This window comes from Acinetobacter sp. LUNF3, assembly GCF_022699605.1.
Taxonomy (GTDB): domain Bacteria; phylum Pseudomonadota; class Gammaproteobacteria; order Pseudomonadales; family Moraxellaceae; genus Acinetobacter; species Acinetobacter johnsonii.
Genome location: NZ_CP093968.1, coordinates 1,583,446 through 1,600,185 on the forward strand (window position 1 = coordinate 1,583,446; position 16,740 = coordinate 1,600,185).

Annotated in this window: 13 protein-coding genes and 1 pseudogene; 11 read left to right on the forward strand and 3 right to left on the reverse strand. The window is 39.6% G+C overall.

Annotated features, from left to right (window positions below):
* The first annotated feature begins 399 nt into the window (after positions 1 to 399).
* From MN200_RS07750 to MN200_RS07760, 3 genes and pseudogenes are all read left to right on the forward strand, one after another.
* The gene (locus MN200_RS07750) at positions 400 to 2,586 is read left to right on the forward strand and encodes a TonB-dependent siderophore receptor (protein ID WP_242760486.1); all 2,187 of its coding nucleotides are present in this window, start codon (positions 400 to 402) and stop codon (positions 2,584 to 2,586) included.
* Positions 2,587 to 2,598: 12 nt separating this feature from the next.
* Positions 2,599 to 2,745, forward strand: a pseudogene (locus tag MN200_RS07755) (zinc ribbon domain-containing protein); the annotation flags it as partial.
* A gap of 280 nt (positions 2,746 to 3,025) precedes the next feature.
* The gene (locus MN200_RS07760) at positions 3,026 to 4,084 is read left to right on the forward strand and encodes an asparaginase (protein ID WP_058869598.1); all 1,059 of its coding nucleotides are present in this window, start codon (positions 3,026 to 3,028) and stop codon (positions 4,082 to 4,084) included.
* Positions 4,085 to 4,201: 117 nt separating this feature from the next.
* Here MN200_RS07760 and MN200_RS07765 read toward each other — a convergent pair whose 3' ends face one another.
* Complete coding sequence (locus MN200_RS07765; protein WP_058869599.1) at positions 4,202 to 4,900, reverse strand: DUF1826 domain-containing protein; 699 nt, start codon at positions 4,898 to 4,900, stop codon at positions 4,202 to 4,204.
* 247 nt (positions 4,901 to 5,147) lie between these two features.
* On the opposite strand from MN200_RS07765, the gene MN200_RS07770 reads away from it, so the two are divergent.
* Positions 5,148 to 6,479 (forward strand): HipA domain-containing protein, encoded by a 1,332-nt coding sequence (locus MN200_RS07770; protein ID WP_058869600.1) that lies wholly within the window; start codon positions 5,148 to 5,150, stop codon positions 6,477 to 6,479.
* On the forward strand, positions 6,476 to 6,787 hold the full coding sequence (locus MN200_RS07775) for a helix-turn-helix transcriptional regulator (protein WP_058869601.1): 312 nt from the start codon (positions 6,476 to 6,478) through the stop codon (positions 6,785 to 6,787). The genes MN200_RS07770 and MN200_RS07775 overlap by 4 nt, the downstream gene beginning before the upstream one ends.
* 200 nt (positions 6,788 to 6,987) lie before the next feature.
* Here the strand turns inward: MN200_RS07775 and MN200_RS07780 are convergent, their stop codons facing one another.
* Together MN200_RS07780 and lipA are read right to left on the reverse strand one after the other, a co-directional pair.
* A complete protein-coding gene (locus MN200_RS07780) occupies positions 6,988 to 8,079 on the reverse strand; it encodes a transcriptional regulator (protein WP_058869602.1) in 1,092 nt (363 codons plus the stop codon).
* A 256-nt stretch (positions 8,080 to 8,335) separates the two neighbouring features.
* The gene (gene lipA, locus MN200_RS07785; protein ID WP_058869603.1) at positions 8,336 to 9,310 is read right to left on the reverse strand and encodes a lipoyl synthase; all 975 of its coding nucleotides are present in this window, start codon (positions 9,308 to 9,310) and stop codon (positions 8,336 to 8,338) included.
* A 342-nt stretch (positions 9,311 to 9,652) separates the two neighbouring features.
* On the opposite strand from lipA, the gene MN200_RS07790 reads away from it, so the two are divergent.
* Genes MN200_RS07790 through MN200_RS07815 form a run of 6 tightly spaced genes read left to right on the forward strand, consistent with a single transcriptional unit; the run spans position 9,653 to position 16,477 of the window.
* On the forward strand, positions 9,653 to 10,615 hold the full coding sequence (locus tag MN200_RS07790) for a thiamine pyrophosphate-dependent dehydrogenase E1 component subunit alpha (protein ID WP_058869604.1): 963 nt from the start codon (positions 9,653 to 9,655) through the stop codon (positions 10,613 to 10,615).
* Positions 10,616 to 10,630: 15 nt separating this feature from the next.
* The gene (locus MN200_RS07795) at positions 10,631 to 11,650 is read left to right on the forward strand and encodes an alpha-ketoacid dehydrogenase subunit beta (protein ID WP_004812188.1); all 1,020 of its coding nucleotides are present in this window, start codon (positions 10,631 to 10,633) and stop codon (positions 11,648 to 11,650) included.
* Position 11,651: 1 nt separating this feature from the next.
* Entirely contained in the window at positions 11,652 to 13,187 is a 1,536-nt protein-coding gene (locus MN200_RS07800) for a 2-oxo acid dehydrogenase subunit E2 (protein WP_058869605.1), read from the forward strand.
* An 11-nt stretch (positions 13,188 to 13,198) separates the two neighbouring features.
* Complete coding sequence (gene lpdA, locus MN200_RS07805) at positions 13,199 to 14,599, forward strand: dihydrolipoyl dehydrogenase (protein ID WP_058869606.1); 1,401 nt, start codon at positions 13,199 to 13,201, stop codon at positions 14,597 to 14,599.
* Between the two features lie 12 nt (positions 14,600 to 14,611).
* On the forward strand, positions 14,612 to 15,397 hold the full coding sequence (locus tag MN200_RS07810) for an acetoin reductase (protein ID WP_058869607.1): 786 nt from the start codon (positions 14,612 to 14,614) through the stop codon (positions 15,395 to 15,397).
* 21 nt (positions 15,398 to 15,418) lie between these two features.
* Complete coding sequence (locus MN200_RS07815; protein WP_242760487.1) at positions 15,419 to 16,477, forward strand: 2,3-butanediol dehydrogenase; 1,059 nt, start codon at positions 15,419 to 15,421, stop codon at positions 16,475 to 16,477.
* The last annotated feature ends 263 nt before the right edge of the window (positions 16,478 to 16,740 follow it).

A 16,740-nucleotide genomic window follows, 5' to 3' on the forward strand; every position in this document is an offset into this window, starting at 1 on the left:
GTAGTTTAGATTTTGTATTGTTATGTTATAACATTTTAATGGTTTTGTAGTTAAAAAATCACTCTAAATTCAAAAAAAGGTTTAAAACATTTAAATAAATCAACCTAAACTTTTAGGTTCCAATCCACAATACACTGTTTCAAGTCAGCTAAAGTCCCAATACCATATGCTGTATCAAATACGACTGAAGATATGGAACGCAGATCTAAGTTATAATTTAAAAGTAGGTGGTTAAACTATAAACTTAACTTCTAAATCTTCACACTTAAAGCTATCGCCAGATAATTTAAAAAAAGCTGAGATATGTTGAATAATGTGCTTGTTCATTCTACAAAAATTGTGAATACTCATGCCGCAAAATTCAGGCTGTAAATTTATCTTTTGGGGTTAGCAACGACAGTGAAAACGTATCCATTTTCTCGTTTACAAAAAGCATTATTGGCGGTTGGTTCATTTTCATGTCTAGGGCTGAACTCGGTATGGGTACATGCGGCAGAAGAGAGTGATGTGGAACAACTCGCAACCATTACAACCACTGCTCAGACTGAGGAATTGGCTTATTATCAACCCAAAGTTAATTTGTCTGGGTTTGGCCAGCAAAACCTTGCAGCCATTCCTGCATCTATTCACACTGTTACTGCTGAACTGATCGCAGATCAACATGCGAAAACACTGGGCGATGTGGTAAAGAACGATGCGTCCGTTGGGGATGGCTATGCACCCATTGGTTACTATGCCAACTTTGTGATGCGTGGATTTAGCTTAAATGCGGGATCAAGTTATTTACTGAACGGTAATTTGCTACGCGGTGAGCAAAATGTAGCGCTTGAAAATAAAGAGCAAGTTGAAATCCTAAAAGGCATGAGTGCGATTCAAAGTGGGATGTCAACGCCGGGCGGTGTGGTGAACTATGTGAGCAAACGCCCCCAAGATGTCCAATCTTTAACCCTTGAAGCAGACAGTCATGGCGGTAGTCGTGTGGCGACTGACCTTGGTGGATGGTTTGGAGACAATCAACAATTTGGTTATCGCGTGAATGCAGCTTATGAAGACATTCACCCCTATGTTGAACATGCCGATGGAAAACGTTTGTTTGGTTCCTTGGCTTTAGACTGGAAAATTTCAGATCGTTCAAAACTTGAATTTGATACTGAATCACAGCATCAAAAACAGCGCTCGGTACCAGGTTATCAGCTACTTGATGGTAAAACTGTACCGACAGGAGTGAAATGGGATCGTTTACTGGGCTATCAAAGCTGGAGCAAACCTGTCACAAATGAAAGTCTAAATACGAGGCTGAAATACAGCTATCAAATCAATGATAACTGGAGCGGCAATCTGTCTGCTTCACAAAGTCGTGTAGTTGTAGATGATTACTCAGCCTTTGCTTGGGGGTGTTACAGCAGTGTGTGTCAAACTTCTGGTCTAGGTAATAGTTTTGACCAAAATGGGAACTATGACATTTATGACTTCCGCAGCCCAGATGATAGCTATTTAACCAATCAATTTAAAACAGGCTTAAACGGAAAGTTTAACACTGGAGCATGGCAACATAACCTGAGTTTAGAGCTATCCCATGCTTATAAACGCCATACTCAATATGATGCTATATACTTACCAGTAGTTAAGGACTCTGAATCTACAGGAAATATTTATGATGATCCTATTAGCTATACGCCTACGAATAAAGCCTTAGGTAATCATTACAAATCTTTGGATAGTCAACAAACGGCTCTCAATGTGTTGGATCAAATCGAATTTAATGATGCTTGGTCAGTTTTGTTGGGCGGTAAGATTTTAAATTTAAATGAAAGTGCCTATGCTGCGGATGGCAATAGTATCCGTGACACCGACTTTAATCGCTTCTTGCCACAACTTGCGTTAATGTATCAGCCTTGGCAGAACACTCATCTGTATGCTTCTTATACCAAAGGAATCAGCGACGGCAGTCAAGCGCCTGCATATACAGATAACGCTTATGTTACCTTAGCACCAAGACGCTCAACTCAATATGAGTTAGGTCTTAAACAACAATGGCAAGAGCTACTGTTTACTGCCGCATTGTTTGACTTAACACAAGACCATCAATATACCAACTTAGATAATTACTATGTCACCGATGGTGAACAGCATAATCTAGGTTTAGAATTGGGCTTGCAAGGTCGCGTTGCTGAAAATCTGGATATTACATCAAGTTTGGCAATGACCCGTTCACGTTTGGAAGATATACAGGTAGATGCTTATAAAGGGCATCAAACTCAAAACGTACCGACGGTTCGTTTTGCTAGTCATGTGTCTTATCAAATGCCTCAAGTAGAAGGTTTACGTCTACTCGCAGGTATGCAATACAGTAGTAGTAAATATGCTAACAAAACGGGTACGGTTAAAGTTTCAGGCTATACCGTATTCGATTCGGGTGCAGCCTATAACTTCCGTGCTTATGGTTATGACAATATGCTTCGTCTTAATGTTGATAATTTGTTCAATAAAAAATATTGGCGAGATGCAGGAAGCTTCTTCGGGGATGACTATTTATTTCTGGGCACACCACGTACAGCACAATTTTCATGGACTGTGAACTTCTAATAAATAGTTTTAAATAAAGGCATACAGGCAAACTTTAACTGTGTTGAGTGTGGCTTTAGCGAGAATGCGGATATAAACGCTTCTCGCAACATTTTAGCGGTAGGATGTACCGTTTTGTCTGTGGAAAGAAGATACATTAAAGGTCGACCTATGAAGTAGAAAGCAAGCGAAATCCGTGAGGAAGTCACCTAAGAGCCTTTGCTTTTAGAATACCCCCACTTGAGCTAGTCGAAAGTGGGCGGAAATATCACCCATTCATAGTGATTGGATGATTGCATAGGTCAGATCATTCATGTTGTAGCTGCTTATTTGTATTTAAGATAAGAAATGTGATGGCCCAAAAATACAATTTCTACATCTATACAATCCTATCTTTTTCCAGTAATTTTACTATGGTATGAAAAATGCTAAGAATAAAATGACTCAAAAAGGATGACCTATGAAAAAAACGATTTCAGCTTTAACACTCAGTTTAAGCCTATTACTCCCATGTGCAGCATTTGCCAAAAATAATGTCGTTGTTGTCGCTACTGGTGGAACGATTGCAGGTGCTGGAGCAAGCTCTACCAACAGTGCAACCTATACTGCGGCAAAAGTCCCTGTGGATGCATTATTAAATGCGGTTCCCCAGATTCAAAACCTTGCCAATGTGACTGGTGTGCAGGCAATGCAAGTTGCATCAGAAAGCATTACGGATAAAGAATTATTATCCCTTGCACGTCAAATCAATGACTTACTTAAAAAGCCTGATGTGAATGGTGTCGTGATTACCCATGGAACAGACACACTAGAAGAAACAGCTTTCTTTTTAAATTTAGTGATTCATTCAGATAAGCCGATTGTATTGGTCGGGTCAATGCGTCCAAGTACTGCACTTTCTGCTGATGGCCCGTTGAACCTTTATAGCGCGGTTGCACTTGCGGCCGACGATAGTGCAAAAGGTAAAGGAACTTTTGTACTCATGAATGACGACATTTTTGCAGCACGAGATGTTTCAAAAACAATTAATATCCATACCAATGCATTTATGAGCCAATGGGGTGCGCTTGGAACCTTAGTTGAAGGAAAACCATATTGGTTCAGAAACACGGCGAAACGTTATAATAAGAGCTCCGAATTTAATATTGAAAATATTAAAGGTGATAGTTTACCGCTGGTACAAATTGTTTATGGTTCAGGCAATATGTTGCCAGATGCATACACGGCTTATGCTAAAGCAGGGGCAAAGGCTATTATTCATGCAGGTACAGGGAATGGCTCGGTAGCCAATTATATTGTCCCAACTTTAACTGACTTACAAAAACAAGGTGTGCAAATTATTCGTTCATCTCGCGTACCTCAAGGTTTTGTTCTTAGAAATGCAGAACAACCAGATGACAAATATGGTTGGGTCGTCGCACATGATCTTAACCCGCAAAAAGCTAAATTACTGGCTGCACTTGCTTTAACAAAAACAAAAGATGCCAAGGAAATCCAACGCATTTTTTGGGATTACTAAACCCAATAACGGTGAAATCGCATAGTAACGCTTTTCAGCTAAGCACCTTAAAATTTAAGGTGCTTTTTTAGCGTCTATAAATAGATTAAATTCATCGACTCTGTATCGAATAAATGTTTAACAAATCAACAGTAATCTATATTCGCCATCCTTTTCAACGGGTGCTCTATGTACACAAGGCAAGACTTTTTGCATAGGATGATCTACCGCCAAACGACAAAGATGGCCTAAGCCTAAATTCACAGGTTTTGCATTCAGTTTAGGCTGATAATGCAGATCAAAAAAATATTCTTCTAGAAAGGTTTCAAATTCAGCTTCAGGGCCATCATGTAATTTTTTAAGTTTTTCTCTGATCTCGGGAATTAGAATCTTTTGCTCCACCTGATCATTGGGTACGATATCACTTGCAGCGCCGTGATAAGTGCAGAGGAAAGTATCTGTTTCAATCGGTGAGCGATCAACATGAAACGAATATACATCTGTGGAAATAAAGTCTAGCTCGTCATCTCGCTCATAACATTTTAGTAAATTAAGAGCAGGAGATGCACCGAAATCAGTTAAGAGCTGTATATCTTTTAAAATGATTTCCCTTGCTAAATTTCCTTTTTCTGAAAGTTGTAATGCTAAAAGATCTTCAATCGAAACTTCTGTAATCTTTTCTTTTAATTCAAGTTTAACTACAATTTCTTTAAAATCCCCAACCAAATTTCTATGCCAGCAAAGTGCATTCATTTCTCCTTGAAATTTGGAATTTACAAGTTCAGAAAAAGAAGAAACTACTTCAATTTGATTGTTGTCAGAAAATGTATTCGTCATGAGAAAATTAGATAATAAACAGTGCTTAATCATAACATCTAGCTTTAGGTGTATTGCATTTAAAAGTAGCTCGGTAATTGCTTACAGATATGGAGGAGCTCTATATTTGTAGTATGGAAAGAAGTTTTAGCTATTGATTGAGCAAATATTTGCGCATTTAATTTAAATTATTATGTGAATGCGCAAATATATTCTCATTTTTTTAGTTTTATGGTATTTTTGAGAAAATATTTGTTCATTAATATTTATGGAAAAATTAACGATTCAAGCTCTTCTCGATACAGAATGGCTAGATATAGCAGAACTTAAAATATTAGAACCACATAAAGGTTCTGCAAGTGCGTGTGAGTTAGCCTACGAATTAGAATATGCCATTTCTTATCTAGATAAGAGAGATGAACATGCATGTAGCTTAGCACTTCCTATTCAAATTCTTATTCAACATGAATCGAAAGTCTGGTTTAGTTTTTTAGATGATATTGTTCCATCTGGTGCTGCTCGACGTTATTTGGTTCAATATCTAGGTTTGCAAAAACTCTCATCAGCAGAACAAGATTTTACTTTATTGGCAAAAGGTACAATTGCTCCTGTAGGGAATCTAAGAGTTAAGGAATCAGTTCCACCAATCAATTCAGAATCAACATTGCACTTACGCAAGTTCACTACTGGTGATGTTACAGAACGAAATGTTGATTTTCTCGAATACGCACAACAAATGGGTGCAATTAGTGGTGGTGCAACTGGAGCAGGAGGTGAGGCTCCAAAACTACTGATTCGCGTCTCAAAGGATCAGCAAGTTTGGATTGATACCTATCAAAATTCTTTTGATGAACCGGATCAGCACTATCTAGTTAAATTCCCTCGAAATAAGCGTAGTGCAATAGATTGCGACATATTGAGAGCAGAATATCATTTTTATCATGTCCTGAATGAACTTGGATTTACAACAATTGAAACTTCTCAGATGAAACTGATTGAAGGTCAGAAATACCCTTCGTTATGGTTGCCGAGATTTGACACAGAGTGGGGTAATCAACAATGGCATCGACTTGGGCTTGAGTCAGTTTATTCCATATTGAATAAAACATCAGGGAGCCATTTGAATCATTTTAAAGTCATAGACGCGCTTTGTTCCTTATTAAAATCAGTGGACAAAAACTTTGATTCTTCGCAGTTCGTTTGTGAGTGGTTACAAAGGGATCTACTGAATATCATTTTTGGTAACTCAGATAATCATGGTCGTAATACGTCATTCCTAAAAAAATCAGGACGAATATTTCTTGCTCCAATTTATGATTTTGCCCCGATGAAAGCCGATCCAGAAGTTGTGACAAGATCAACAACATGGGGAAGCCCGTATGAAGAAGGAGGGGAATACCGCTGGGAAGGTATTACACAAAATCTTGCACACTGGTGTGAACCACATATCTCTTTAAATACATTGAAAACATTGGCGAGCAAACTTATTGGTCTCAAGCAGCAATTAATCAATAAAGGTGTTCCCCAAACAATTATAGATATGCCAGGTCTAGGATATGACTTCATTGAAGCCAAATTGAGTCGATGGGAGCTATTATGAAAAAGGAAAATCAGCCACTTGACCGTCAACAATTGCTTATTGGTTTATATACCCAATATTTATTCGGTAAAATTACCTTGGGGCAACTTCTGAGCCACTTGCGCAAAAATGTATTGGGGCTATCTCAAGAAAAATATGCAGCAATGGTTGGAATCAGTCGGCGTACTTTAACCGACATTGAACAGGATAAAGGTCAACTGACTCAGGTCGTATTAGATAAGGTGTTTAAACCACTTGGCTTAAAAGCCGGCCTCGTACCGACACATGAACATATCGTTCACAAGGTTATTCAGCCATCTAGTGATTAAAAACTTAATATTGAAGCTATTTTGACCATTTAGGCAGGACACTATGAAAAAAATGGTCAGGCTATAGGCTTTGTTGCATAAATATTTTGCAAGATACTGATTTTTAATGGGTTTACCAAATTTTAATAAAAAATAAATATAATAAAATCATATTTTTAACTATTTATGCAACAAGGCAGAATTGAAGCAACAGATCAAATCTAAATCAGATTTGAAAAATAATTACGGTGGATACTGTCCTGTGGTAATAACTCTAATAAACGCTGTACCGCATCAATTCGGTCATGTGTTTGCCCAATAATTCTTAATAACTGATCGATATCCTTTATTTGATAGATCAACTGGCTTAAACGGGCATCAAAACAATGTCTCCAAGTGCTGAGTAAAGGGCTTTCTGATTTAGAGAGAAAGCTACCTTTATATAGCGAGAATGTACTGGAAATAAGATTTGCATTTAATGATTGTTCAGCACTTAAAAAATCACATTGGACTTCACAGCTAAGCCTATAAATCCGAGGCTCAATTGAATGAGGTAATAGGCTACGAAGTTGTGAAAGCTCAGCCTTTAGGGTTTTTAAGCTGACACTACGCTCACCATAAAGGGCATAGTGTAACTCTTCTAAACCAATGCCATGGGGGTGCAAAGCTAAAATGCAAAGTATTTCAATTTGACGGTGACTCAAGTTCAAGGTATGCCCATTAAATTGAACCCAAGGCGAGCCTAGCGCCTTAATGTATAAAAAATTCTGCTGTTCAAACTTTATGGCTCGTTGTATTAAATCCGCACAGCGTTCAACTGCAAGCAGCCCCAAAGGAGTATGTTTTTTATATTTTGTGGAAAGGTTAATAATGCCATGAAATTGCCCTGATGTCGGATCCCAGATCGGCGCGGCATAACAAACCCAATCTCGAACACTGTCCATTTGGTTTTCATGAGAATAGACACAACTTGATATTTGGCTGTTCAACGTCATACCTATCGCATTGGTCCCAACAGCCTGTGTAGACCAATGCCCACCCTCAATAAAATGAACCTGTTCGGCAGAAGAAAGCATTACAGAACTACTCCATGTCCATAAGAGAGTACCTTGATGATCTGTGAGACCAATCGCCATATCTGAATCATCCGCTATTTTGAGTAAATCTGCATAATTATGTTGAATAGAGCGGCGGAATAAAGACGTTTGATCCTCTTGAGGCAATGCTAAAACAGGAGCAGCATGCACAGTAGTTTGATTAATTAAATGGGTTGTTTGCAGCTTTTTTGCAGGTGGTGTATTGAACAGGTTCATATCATATTCCTTTATGATGAGACTGTAATATTTTTAAACGTTATAAATCAGTTTTCAGATGATAGTCATTCATGCGATTTTCTTGCTCAGGCTTAAAATTGTTTTTCTTTGGTTTATTAAACCATATCAATTTAGCTTTCTGTACCTTTAGAATACTTTAAAAGTGTTCTTATAGGCTGAAAATGACTATTTCCATCTGAAATGTTAATAAACGTAACTGTCATATTTATCAATGAAGCATGTAAATAATGAAAAGTCATTCACGTATATATGGGGCAGGTACAGACTCGCCATAATACTGACGGTCAGCAAAATAACTTGATCTCACTAATGGCGCACTCCAAATGTTTTTAAACGCCAAGCACTCTCCATGAGTTTGATAATGCTTAAACTCTTGCAACGTAACAAAACGATGAATTGGCGCATGTGATTTGGATGGCTGTAGGTATTGGCCGATTGTGACATAATCAATTTGATAATCTTTCAAATCATTTAATAATGCAATAACCTCAGCTTCAATCTCTCCTAAACCCACCATCAAACCACATTTGGTTGAGATATCTGGACAGTAGTGTTTAAATTTCTTAAGTAAATTCAATGAATGCTGATAGTCAGCGCCTGGTCGCATGGCTTTATACAGGCGTGGCACGGTTTCAATATTGTGATTAAAGACATCAGGTGGATTTTTGCTCAGAATTTTAAGTGCAATATCTGCGCGACCACGAAAATCAGGAACCAAAATTTCTATCAGAGTTTCTGGACTGGTTTGACGAATTTCTCGAATGCAATCTGCAAAATGCTGTGCGCCACCATCTTTTAAGTCGTCTCGATCAACAGAAGTAATCACGACATACTTTAAGTTTAGATTCTTGACTGTTTCAGCCAGATGCTTTGGCTCATTAGGATCTAGGATATTAGGACGACCATGTGCGACATCACAGAATGGACAGCGGCGAGTACAAATATCTCCCATGATCATAAACGTTGCAGTTCCACCGCTAAAGCATTGAGGCAAATTAGGGCAGGCCGCTTCTTCACAAACCGTATATAGTTTTTGTTGCCTTAATAAATCCTTAATGATTTGGACTTCCTCGGGTTGACTAATTTTAGTCCGAATCCATTCTGGCTTTTTCGGTGTCGTTTCCGTTGGAACAACTTTAATTGGAATACGCGCCATTTTTTCAGCGCCACGTAACTTCTTTCCTGTTAATACTGTGTTATTTAAATCCATTTCAAACACTCCGTCGTTTAAAATAATTAATATAGACCCTGATATTAAATAAGCTGCTTTAACTGCATTAATAATATTAAAACAGGGCAAAAAACTTATCATATAAAACAAAGGTTGGTTAAAGGTTTGTTTTTATATGTGATTGAACTATTTTAAAATTTTACAAAAATTTTTAATTTCATAACCTTCTGTTTTTAATATTTATCTCATCTTTTCATGCATTATATTTTTTTAGTCTAATATGAAATTAAGTAAAAATATTCTTATATAAATATACGATTTAAAAATCCAATTATTCAATTTTGGATTTTCTTTTAAGCGTAGTGAATAAGGAACAAAGATATGCAATTAACGGAAGAGCAATTGCTAGCAGCATACAAAAGAATGCGCGACATTCGTGAATTTGAGGATCGACTTCACGATGAAAACAATACAGGTGATATTCCTGGTTTCATCCATCTCTATAGCGGTGAGGAAGCTGTTGCAGTAGGGATTTGTGAAAATTTAACAGATAAGGACTTCATTACATCAACACACCGTGGGCATGGACATTGTATTGCTAAGGGCTGTGACATTCACGCCATGATGCTAGAAATTTTTGGCAAAGATGATGGTTTGTGTCGTGGTAAGGGCGGCTCAATGCACATTGCGGACTTAGATAAAGGCATGCTCGGTGCAAACGGTATTGTGGGTGGTGGTCCACCTTTGGCTATTGGGGCAGCTTTAAGTGCTAAAACACTCAAAAATGGTGGGATTGGTCTATCTTTTACCGGTGATGGCGGTTCAAATCAGGGCTTAACTTTTGAAGCCATTAATATGGCTGTTGTGTTAAAGCTTCCTGTCATTTTTGTTTTTGAAAATAACGGTTTTGGTGAAGGTACTGCACATGATTATGCCGTAGGCAGTAAAGATATTGCAGGCCGAGCAGCAGGTTTTGGCTTACCCGCTGAAAAAGTAGATGGAACAGACTTTTTTGCTGTGTATGAAGTTGCACAAAAAGCCATTGAACGTGCCCGCCGTGGTGAAGGTCCGAGTGTGATTGAAACGGTAACCAACCGATTTTATGGACATTTTGAAGGTGATCCAGGGCTTATCCGTTCTAAAGAAGAACTGGATTATGTCAAAGAACATAAAGATCCATTGAAAATATTCTGCGAAAAAGTCAAAGATAAAATTGACGAAGCCAAGCTCGATGCGATTGACGCTCAGTCTAAAGCCAATGTAGACGATGCCGTTGCAAAAGCACGCGCAGCTAAGTACCCAGAAGCCTCTCAGTTACTTACTGATGTTTACGTCTCTTACTAAAGGAATAGTAGAACAATGCCAAATAAAAGTTATCGAAACGCAATTAAAGAAGCAATTGAATTAGAAATGCACCGAGACCCAAGTGTCATTGTGGTCGGTGAAGATGTTCGTGGTGGGCATGGTGGCAAAAATACCGATGACAATAAACTGGAAGGTTTTGGCGGTGTACTTGGTGTAACCAAAGGTTTATGGACTGAATTTGGTTCTGAACGAGTCATTGATACTCCAATTACAGAATCAGCGATTATTGGTATGGCGGCAGGTGCTGCTGCAACGGGTTTAAGACCTGTGGCAGATTTAATGTTTATGGATTTTTACGGCGTGTGTTATGACATGCTGTATAACCAAGCAGCTAAATTTCGCTACATGTTTGGCGGCAAAGCCAAAGCGCCACTCGTTGTACGAGGCATGATCGGTGCAGGTTTTTCTGCCGCGGCACAGCATTCTCAGTCGCCATATAACGTGTTTGCCTCAGTACCTGGCTTAAAAGTGGTGGTGCCTTCGAGCGCCTATGATGTGAAAGGGTTATTGATTCAAGCCATTCGAGATGATGACCCAGTAGTCTTTTGTGAACACAAGTTATTGTACGACATTAAGGGCGAAGTACCAGATGAGGCCTACACTATTCCTTTTGGTGTCGCAAATTACACACGTGAAGGTACTGATATCACCATTATTGCCTTAAGCCTGATGGTGCATCGTGCCAATGAAGTTGCTGACAAGCTCGCAAAAGAAGGCATTTCGGTTGAAGTGGTTGACCCTCGAACCATTTCTCCATTAGACGAAGATGGCATTTTAGAGTCAGTGGCTTCAACAGGTCGCGTAGTTATTGTGGATGAATCAGCAGCGCGTTGTGGTTTCGGACATGATGTGGCTGCCCTCATTGCACAGAAGGGCTTTCATTATCTTAAAGCACCAATCGAGTTAGTCACTCCACCACACTCACCCGTACCATTTTCACCAGTATTAGAAAAAGAATGGCTACCAAGTGTAGAACGCATCGAACAGGCTGTACGCAAGACGTTGGAGGCTTAGGATGAGCGAAATTAAAACTTTAGAAATCCCAAAATGGGGTTTGTCCATGGAAGAGGGCACGATTGCCCAATGGCTGATTCAGGAAGGTACCCAATTTAGTAAAGGACAGGAAATTTGTGAAATTGAAACCACAAAAATCGTCAATGTTCTAGAAGCGCCTTTCGATGGCTTGCTACGAAAAATTATTGCTAAAGATGGTGATACCCTTGTCGTAGGAGGAGTCATTGCAATTTGTGCAGACGCTCAAGTTTCCGATGCAGAAGTTGAAGCATTTGCACAGTCTTTAGGTGGAACACCTGCTGTAACTGAAAATAAAGCGGTAGCAGCGGTTCCTGAAAAAGTCGATGTGGCTCAAGTTGAAACCAAAGTACAAGCTGCTCCTAAACAGAACAGTGTTGGTAATGGATCAAAAGCGGTGACTCAGGGCGGATATTCTATTCCTGATGAGTTACAAGACTACCAACAAAGCGATGATATTTTTGCAACGCCACATGCCTTGAAATTGGCTGAAAAGCATAATGTAAACTTGGCTCAGATTACGGGTTCTGGACGTGAAGGCCGTATCAGTGTTCAAGATATTCAGGCCGCAGTTCAAGCTGCTGGTGGTTCTTGGCCAGATGTACGTCATCAAGCCAGCACGAAAGCCGCGAAATCTAAAGCAGATGACAGTTATGTTCTAGCGACACCTGTTGCCCGCCGTTTGGCAAAACAATGGGGCATTAATTTGCATGATTGTCGTGCATCAGGTTCACGTGGACGAGTCTGTAAGGAAGATGTTGAAGCTGTATATCAACGGGAAAATCCTGTACAAGCTCAACATACTGAGTATGCGCATCCAACAGAGTCAGTAAAATTCACTACTGTGGCTATGAATGGTATGCGTAAAGCAATCGCTTCACGGCTACAAGCAGCAAAACGTAATGCACCACATTTTCGCTTAACGATAGACTTAAATGTTGAGTCGGTTCAGGCTTTGCGTCAGCAAATTAACAGTACCGTACCGCAAGTAAAGCTGTCCATTAACGATATGCTGATTAAAGCTGCTGCTGCCGCACTGATCAAAGTTCCACAGGTCAATGTTCAGTTTGATGAAGAAAATCAGCAGATTTTACAGTTTGAACAGGCTGATATTTCGGTTGCTGTGGCCATCGAAAATGGACTGATCACGCCAATTATTAAAGCCGCGAACCGTAAATCTTTGGCGCAAATTTCCAATGATATGCGTGATATGGCGACACGTGCCAAAACTGGAAAATTAGCACCTGATGAGTTTCAAGGCGGTAGTTTCAGTATTTCCAATTTGGGAATGCTTGCTATTCAACAGTTTGATGCCATTATTAACCCGCCTCAAGGTGCAATTCTAGCCTTAGGTGCAGCAGAGAAACGTGCTGTCGTTGAAAATGATGAGATTGTTGTTCGTGAAATGGTGACCGCAACATTGTCTTGTGATCATCGTGTCATTGATGGTGCGTTGGGTGCTCAATTCTTATCGGCATTTAAGCAGTTTGTCGAAAATCCTGCATTAATTTTGGTGTAGGAGGAATAGTCATGTCAGATACACAATTTGGTCTTGTGGTTATTGGTGCTGGTCCTGGAGGATATGTCGCTGCGATTCGCGCAGCGCAACTGGGATTAAAAACTGCAATCGTTGAAAAACAACACTTAGGCGGAGTGTGTCTTAATTGGGGATGCATTCCAACCAAGGCATTATTGAGCGGGGCTGCGCTTGCACAGCAGTTCAAACATGCAGGGCAGTTTGGCTTTACTCTTAACGCGATTGATTTTGACATTCAAAAACTGGTCCATCATAGCAGACAGGTTTCTGAGCAACTCGTGCAAGGTATCGGTCAATTATTGAAAAAAAATCAAATCACTGTTTTTAACGCGGCAGCCCAGTTTATTGCCAAAGAGCAATTAGAGCTTACAGATGCGAATGGTCAAAAACAGCAGATTTCTGCACCGCATATTATTGTCGCAACAGGTGCACGTGCGGCCAATTTGCCTCATATTCCTGTAGATGGCCATCAGGTCTGGAGTTATAAAGAGGCTTTAGTTCCGGAACAATTACCAAAATCTTTACTGGTCATTGGTTCGGGGGCTATAGGCAGTGAGTTTGCAAGCCTATACCAAGACTTAGGCTGCCAAGTTACCTTGGTTGATATTGCAAAGCAGATTCTCCCTAGCGAAGACATTGAAGTTGCGAAGTATGTACAAAAGCAATTTGAACAGCAGGGTATGCAGGTTTTAACCGAAGCGACTGTAAAAAAAATAGAAACTGATCAGGCTCAAGTACATTGTCATATTGAAACTGCCACAGGTGTGCAAATCATTACTGTTGAAAAGGTGCTTTCAGCTATTGGCGTGAAACCGAATGCTGAAAATCTTGGCCTAGAAGCTTTGGGAGTTGAATTTGAGAATGGTTTTATTAAAGTCGACTCATGGTGCAAAACTAATATTGTGGGCGTATATGCAATTGGCGATGTTGCAGGCGCACCGTGTTTGGCACACAAGGCCAGTCACGAGGCTATTCTTTGTGTGGAGAAAATTGCAGGTTTAGATCATGTACATGCTTTAGATCGTACACAAATTCCGGGCTGTATTTTTACCCATCCGCAAGTGGCCAGTATTGGTTTGACAGAACAGAAAGCGAAAGCTGCGGGCTTGAATATCAATGTGGGTAAGTTTCCTTTGCAAGCCAATGGTAAGGCATTGGCTTTGGGTGATAGCGCAGGATTCATTAAAACTATTTTTAGTCAGGAAACGGGTGAATTGTTAGGTGCTCACATGGTTGGACATGAAGTTACCGAACATATTCAGGGTTTTGCCATCGCAAAATACCTAGAAGCGACGGATGAAAGCTTAGCGCAGGTCATTTTCCCTCATCCTACTTTGTCTGAAGCGATGCATGAGTCAGTTTTATCTGCAATGCAACGTGCCATTCATATTTAAGGAGTCCGCAATGTGCCTAGAGTTTTAAACAATAAAGTTGCATTAATTACGGGTGCGGCACAAGGTATTGGACGCGGTATTGCCTTACGTTTAGCACAAGAAGGTGTTCATATTGCCTTGGTCGATCTTCACCAAGAAAAGTTAAATACTGTTCAACAAGAGGTTGAAGCCTTTGGCGTAAAAGCCACCACATTTATTGCGGATATTTCAGATCCAATACAAATCAGTGACGCTATTAATCATGCAGAATCGACACTTAATGGTTTTGATATCATGATTAATAATGCAGGTATTGCACAAGTCAAAGCTTTGGCAGAAGTAACGCCGAGTGAATTTAACCAAATTATGAACATCAATGTCGGTGGTGTACTTTGGGGGATTCAAGCCGCAGCAAATAAATTTAAACAACGCCAACAGGCTGGAAAAATTATTAATGCATGCTCAATAGCAGGTCATGAAGGCTTTGCTTTACTCGGTGTTTATTCGGCAACTAAATTTGCAGTTCGTGCATTGACGCAAGCTGCGGCTAAAGAATATGCCAGTGTTGAAATTACTGTAAATAGTTATTGTCCGGGTGTTGTTGGTACAGACATGTGGGTCGAAATAGATCAGCGGTTCTCTGAAATTACAGGTGCACCAATTGGTCAAACGTATAAAAAATATGTAGATGGTATTGCTTTAGGACGTGCTGAAACACCAGATGACGTGGCTGCATTAGTTGCATTTTTAGCAAGCGAGGATGCAAACTATATTACAGGTCAGTCTATTTTGACAGATGGTGGAATGGTTTACCGTTAATATCAAGATAAGGAATACACAATGAAAGCAGCTCGTTTTTATGATCGAGGGGATATTCGAATTGAAGATATCCCTGAACCGAAAGTACTTCCAGGCACAGTTGGAATTCAAGTTGCATGGTGCGGTATTTGCGGTACAGATTTACATGAATTCATGGAAGGCCCTATTTTTATTCCACCTTGTGGTCATCCACATCCAATTTCGAGAGAATCTGCACCTGTAACAATGGGACATGAATTTTCAGGCGTAGTTTATGCAGTTGATGAGGGTGTAGACGATATCCAAATTGGACAACATGTCGTAGTTGAACCCTATATTATTGCGGATGATGTCCCGACTGGCCCTAATGATAAGTATCATTTATCAAAAAATATGAACTTTATTGGTTTAGGCGGACGCGGTGGTGGTCTTTCTGAAAAAATTGCAGTTCAGCGGCGTTGGGTACATCCTATTTCAAATGATATTCCTTTAGACCAAGCAGCATTGATAGAACCTTTATCTGTCGGTCATCATGCCTATGTCAGAAGTGGCGCAAAAGCTGGCGATATCGCACTGGTTGGTGGAGCAGGCCCAATAGGCTTACTTTTATCTGCTATTTTAAAGGCTAAAGGTCTCACGGTCATCATTACTGAACTGAGTGCAAAACGTAAAGAAAAAGCGATAGAAGCGGGTGTTGCCGATTATGTACTAGACCCATCTAAGGTTGATGTAGTTGCTGAGGTAATGAAAATTACAGAAGACCGCGGTGTAGATGTCGCTTTTGAATGTAGTAGTGTCAATAAAGTCATGGATACACTCGTTGCAGCAATGAAACCAACTGGTGTAGTCGTTATCGTTTCTATTTGGAGCCATCCTGCCACAATTAATGTGCATAGTGTGGTTATGAAAGAGCTAGATATTCGTGGCACGATTGCTTATGTAAATGACCATCAGGAAACCATCCGCTTAGTCGAGCAAGATAAGATTAATCTAGAACCTTTTATTACCCAACGTATTGCATTAGATGATCTTGTTTCTAAAGGCTTTGAAACACTGATTCATAATAATGAGTCTGCAGTCAAAATTATTGTTCATCCGTAGTAAAGCCTAATTTTAACGACAAATTTGAATAAGCTAGAAATAAGCTCTATGTAGCTATTCCTAATATCTTTAGCGATAGGGAATGAGCCTGTACGTACAGATTCATTCTCAAATTTACAGTGTAGAGTGCCTTTATGATTTTGATCATACAGCCTAGTAAAGATAGAAAATAAGTTTTTAAATAAACCATAGCGGTATAGACTAGATTTTTCTAGGAGAGTCTTGGTAGTCCACCACTAATTAAAAGATGTCTACAAAATCAG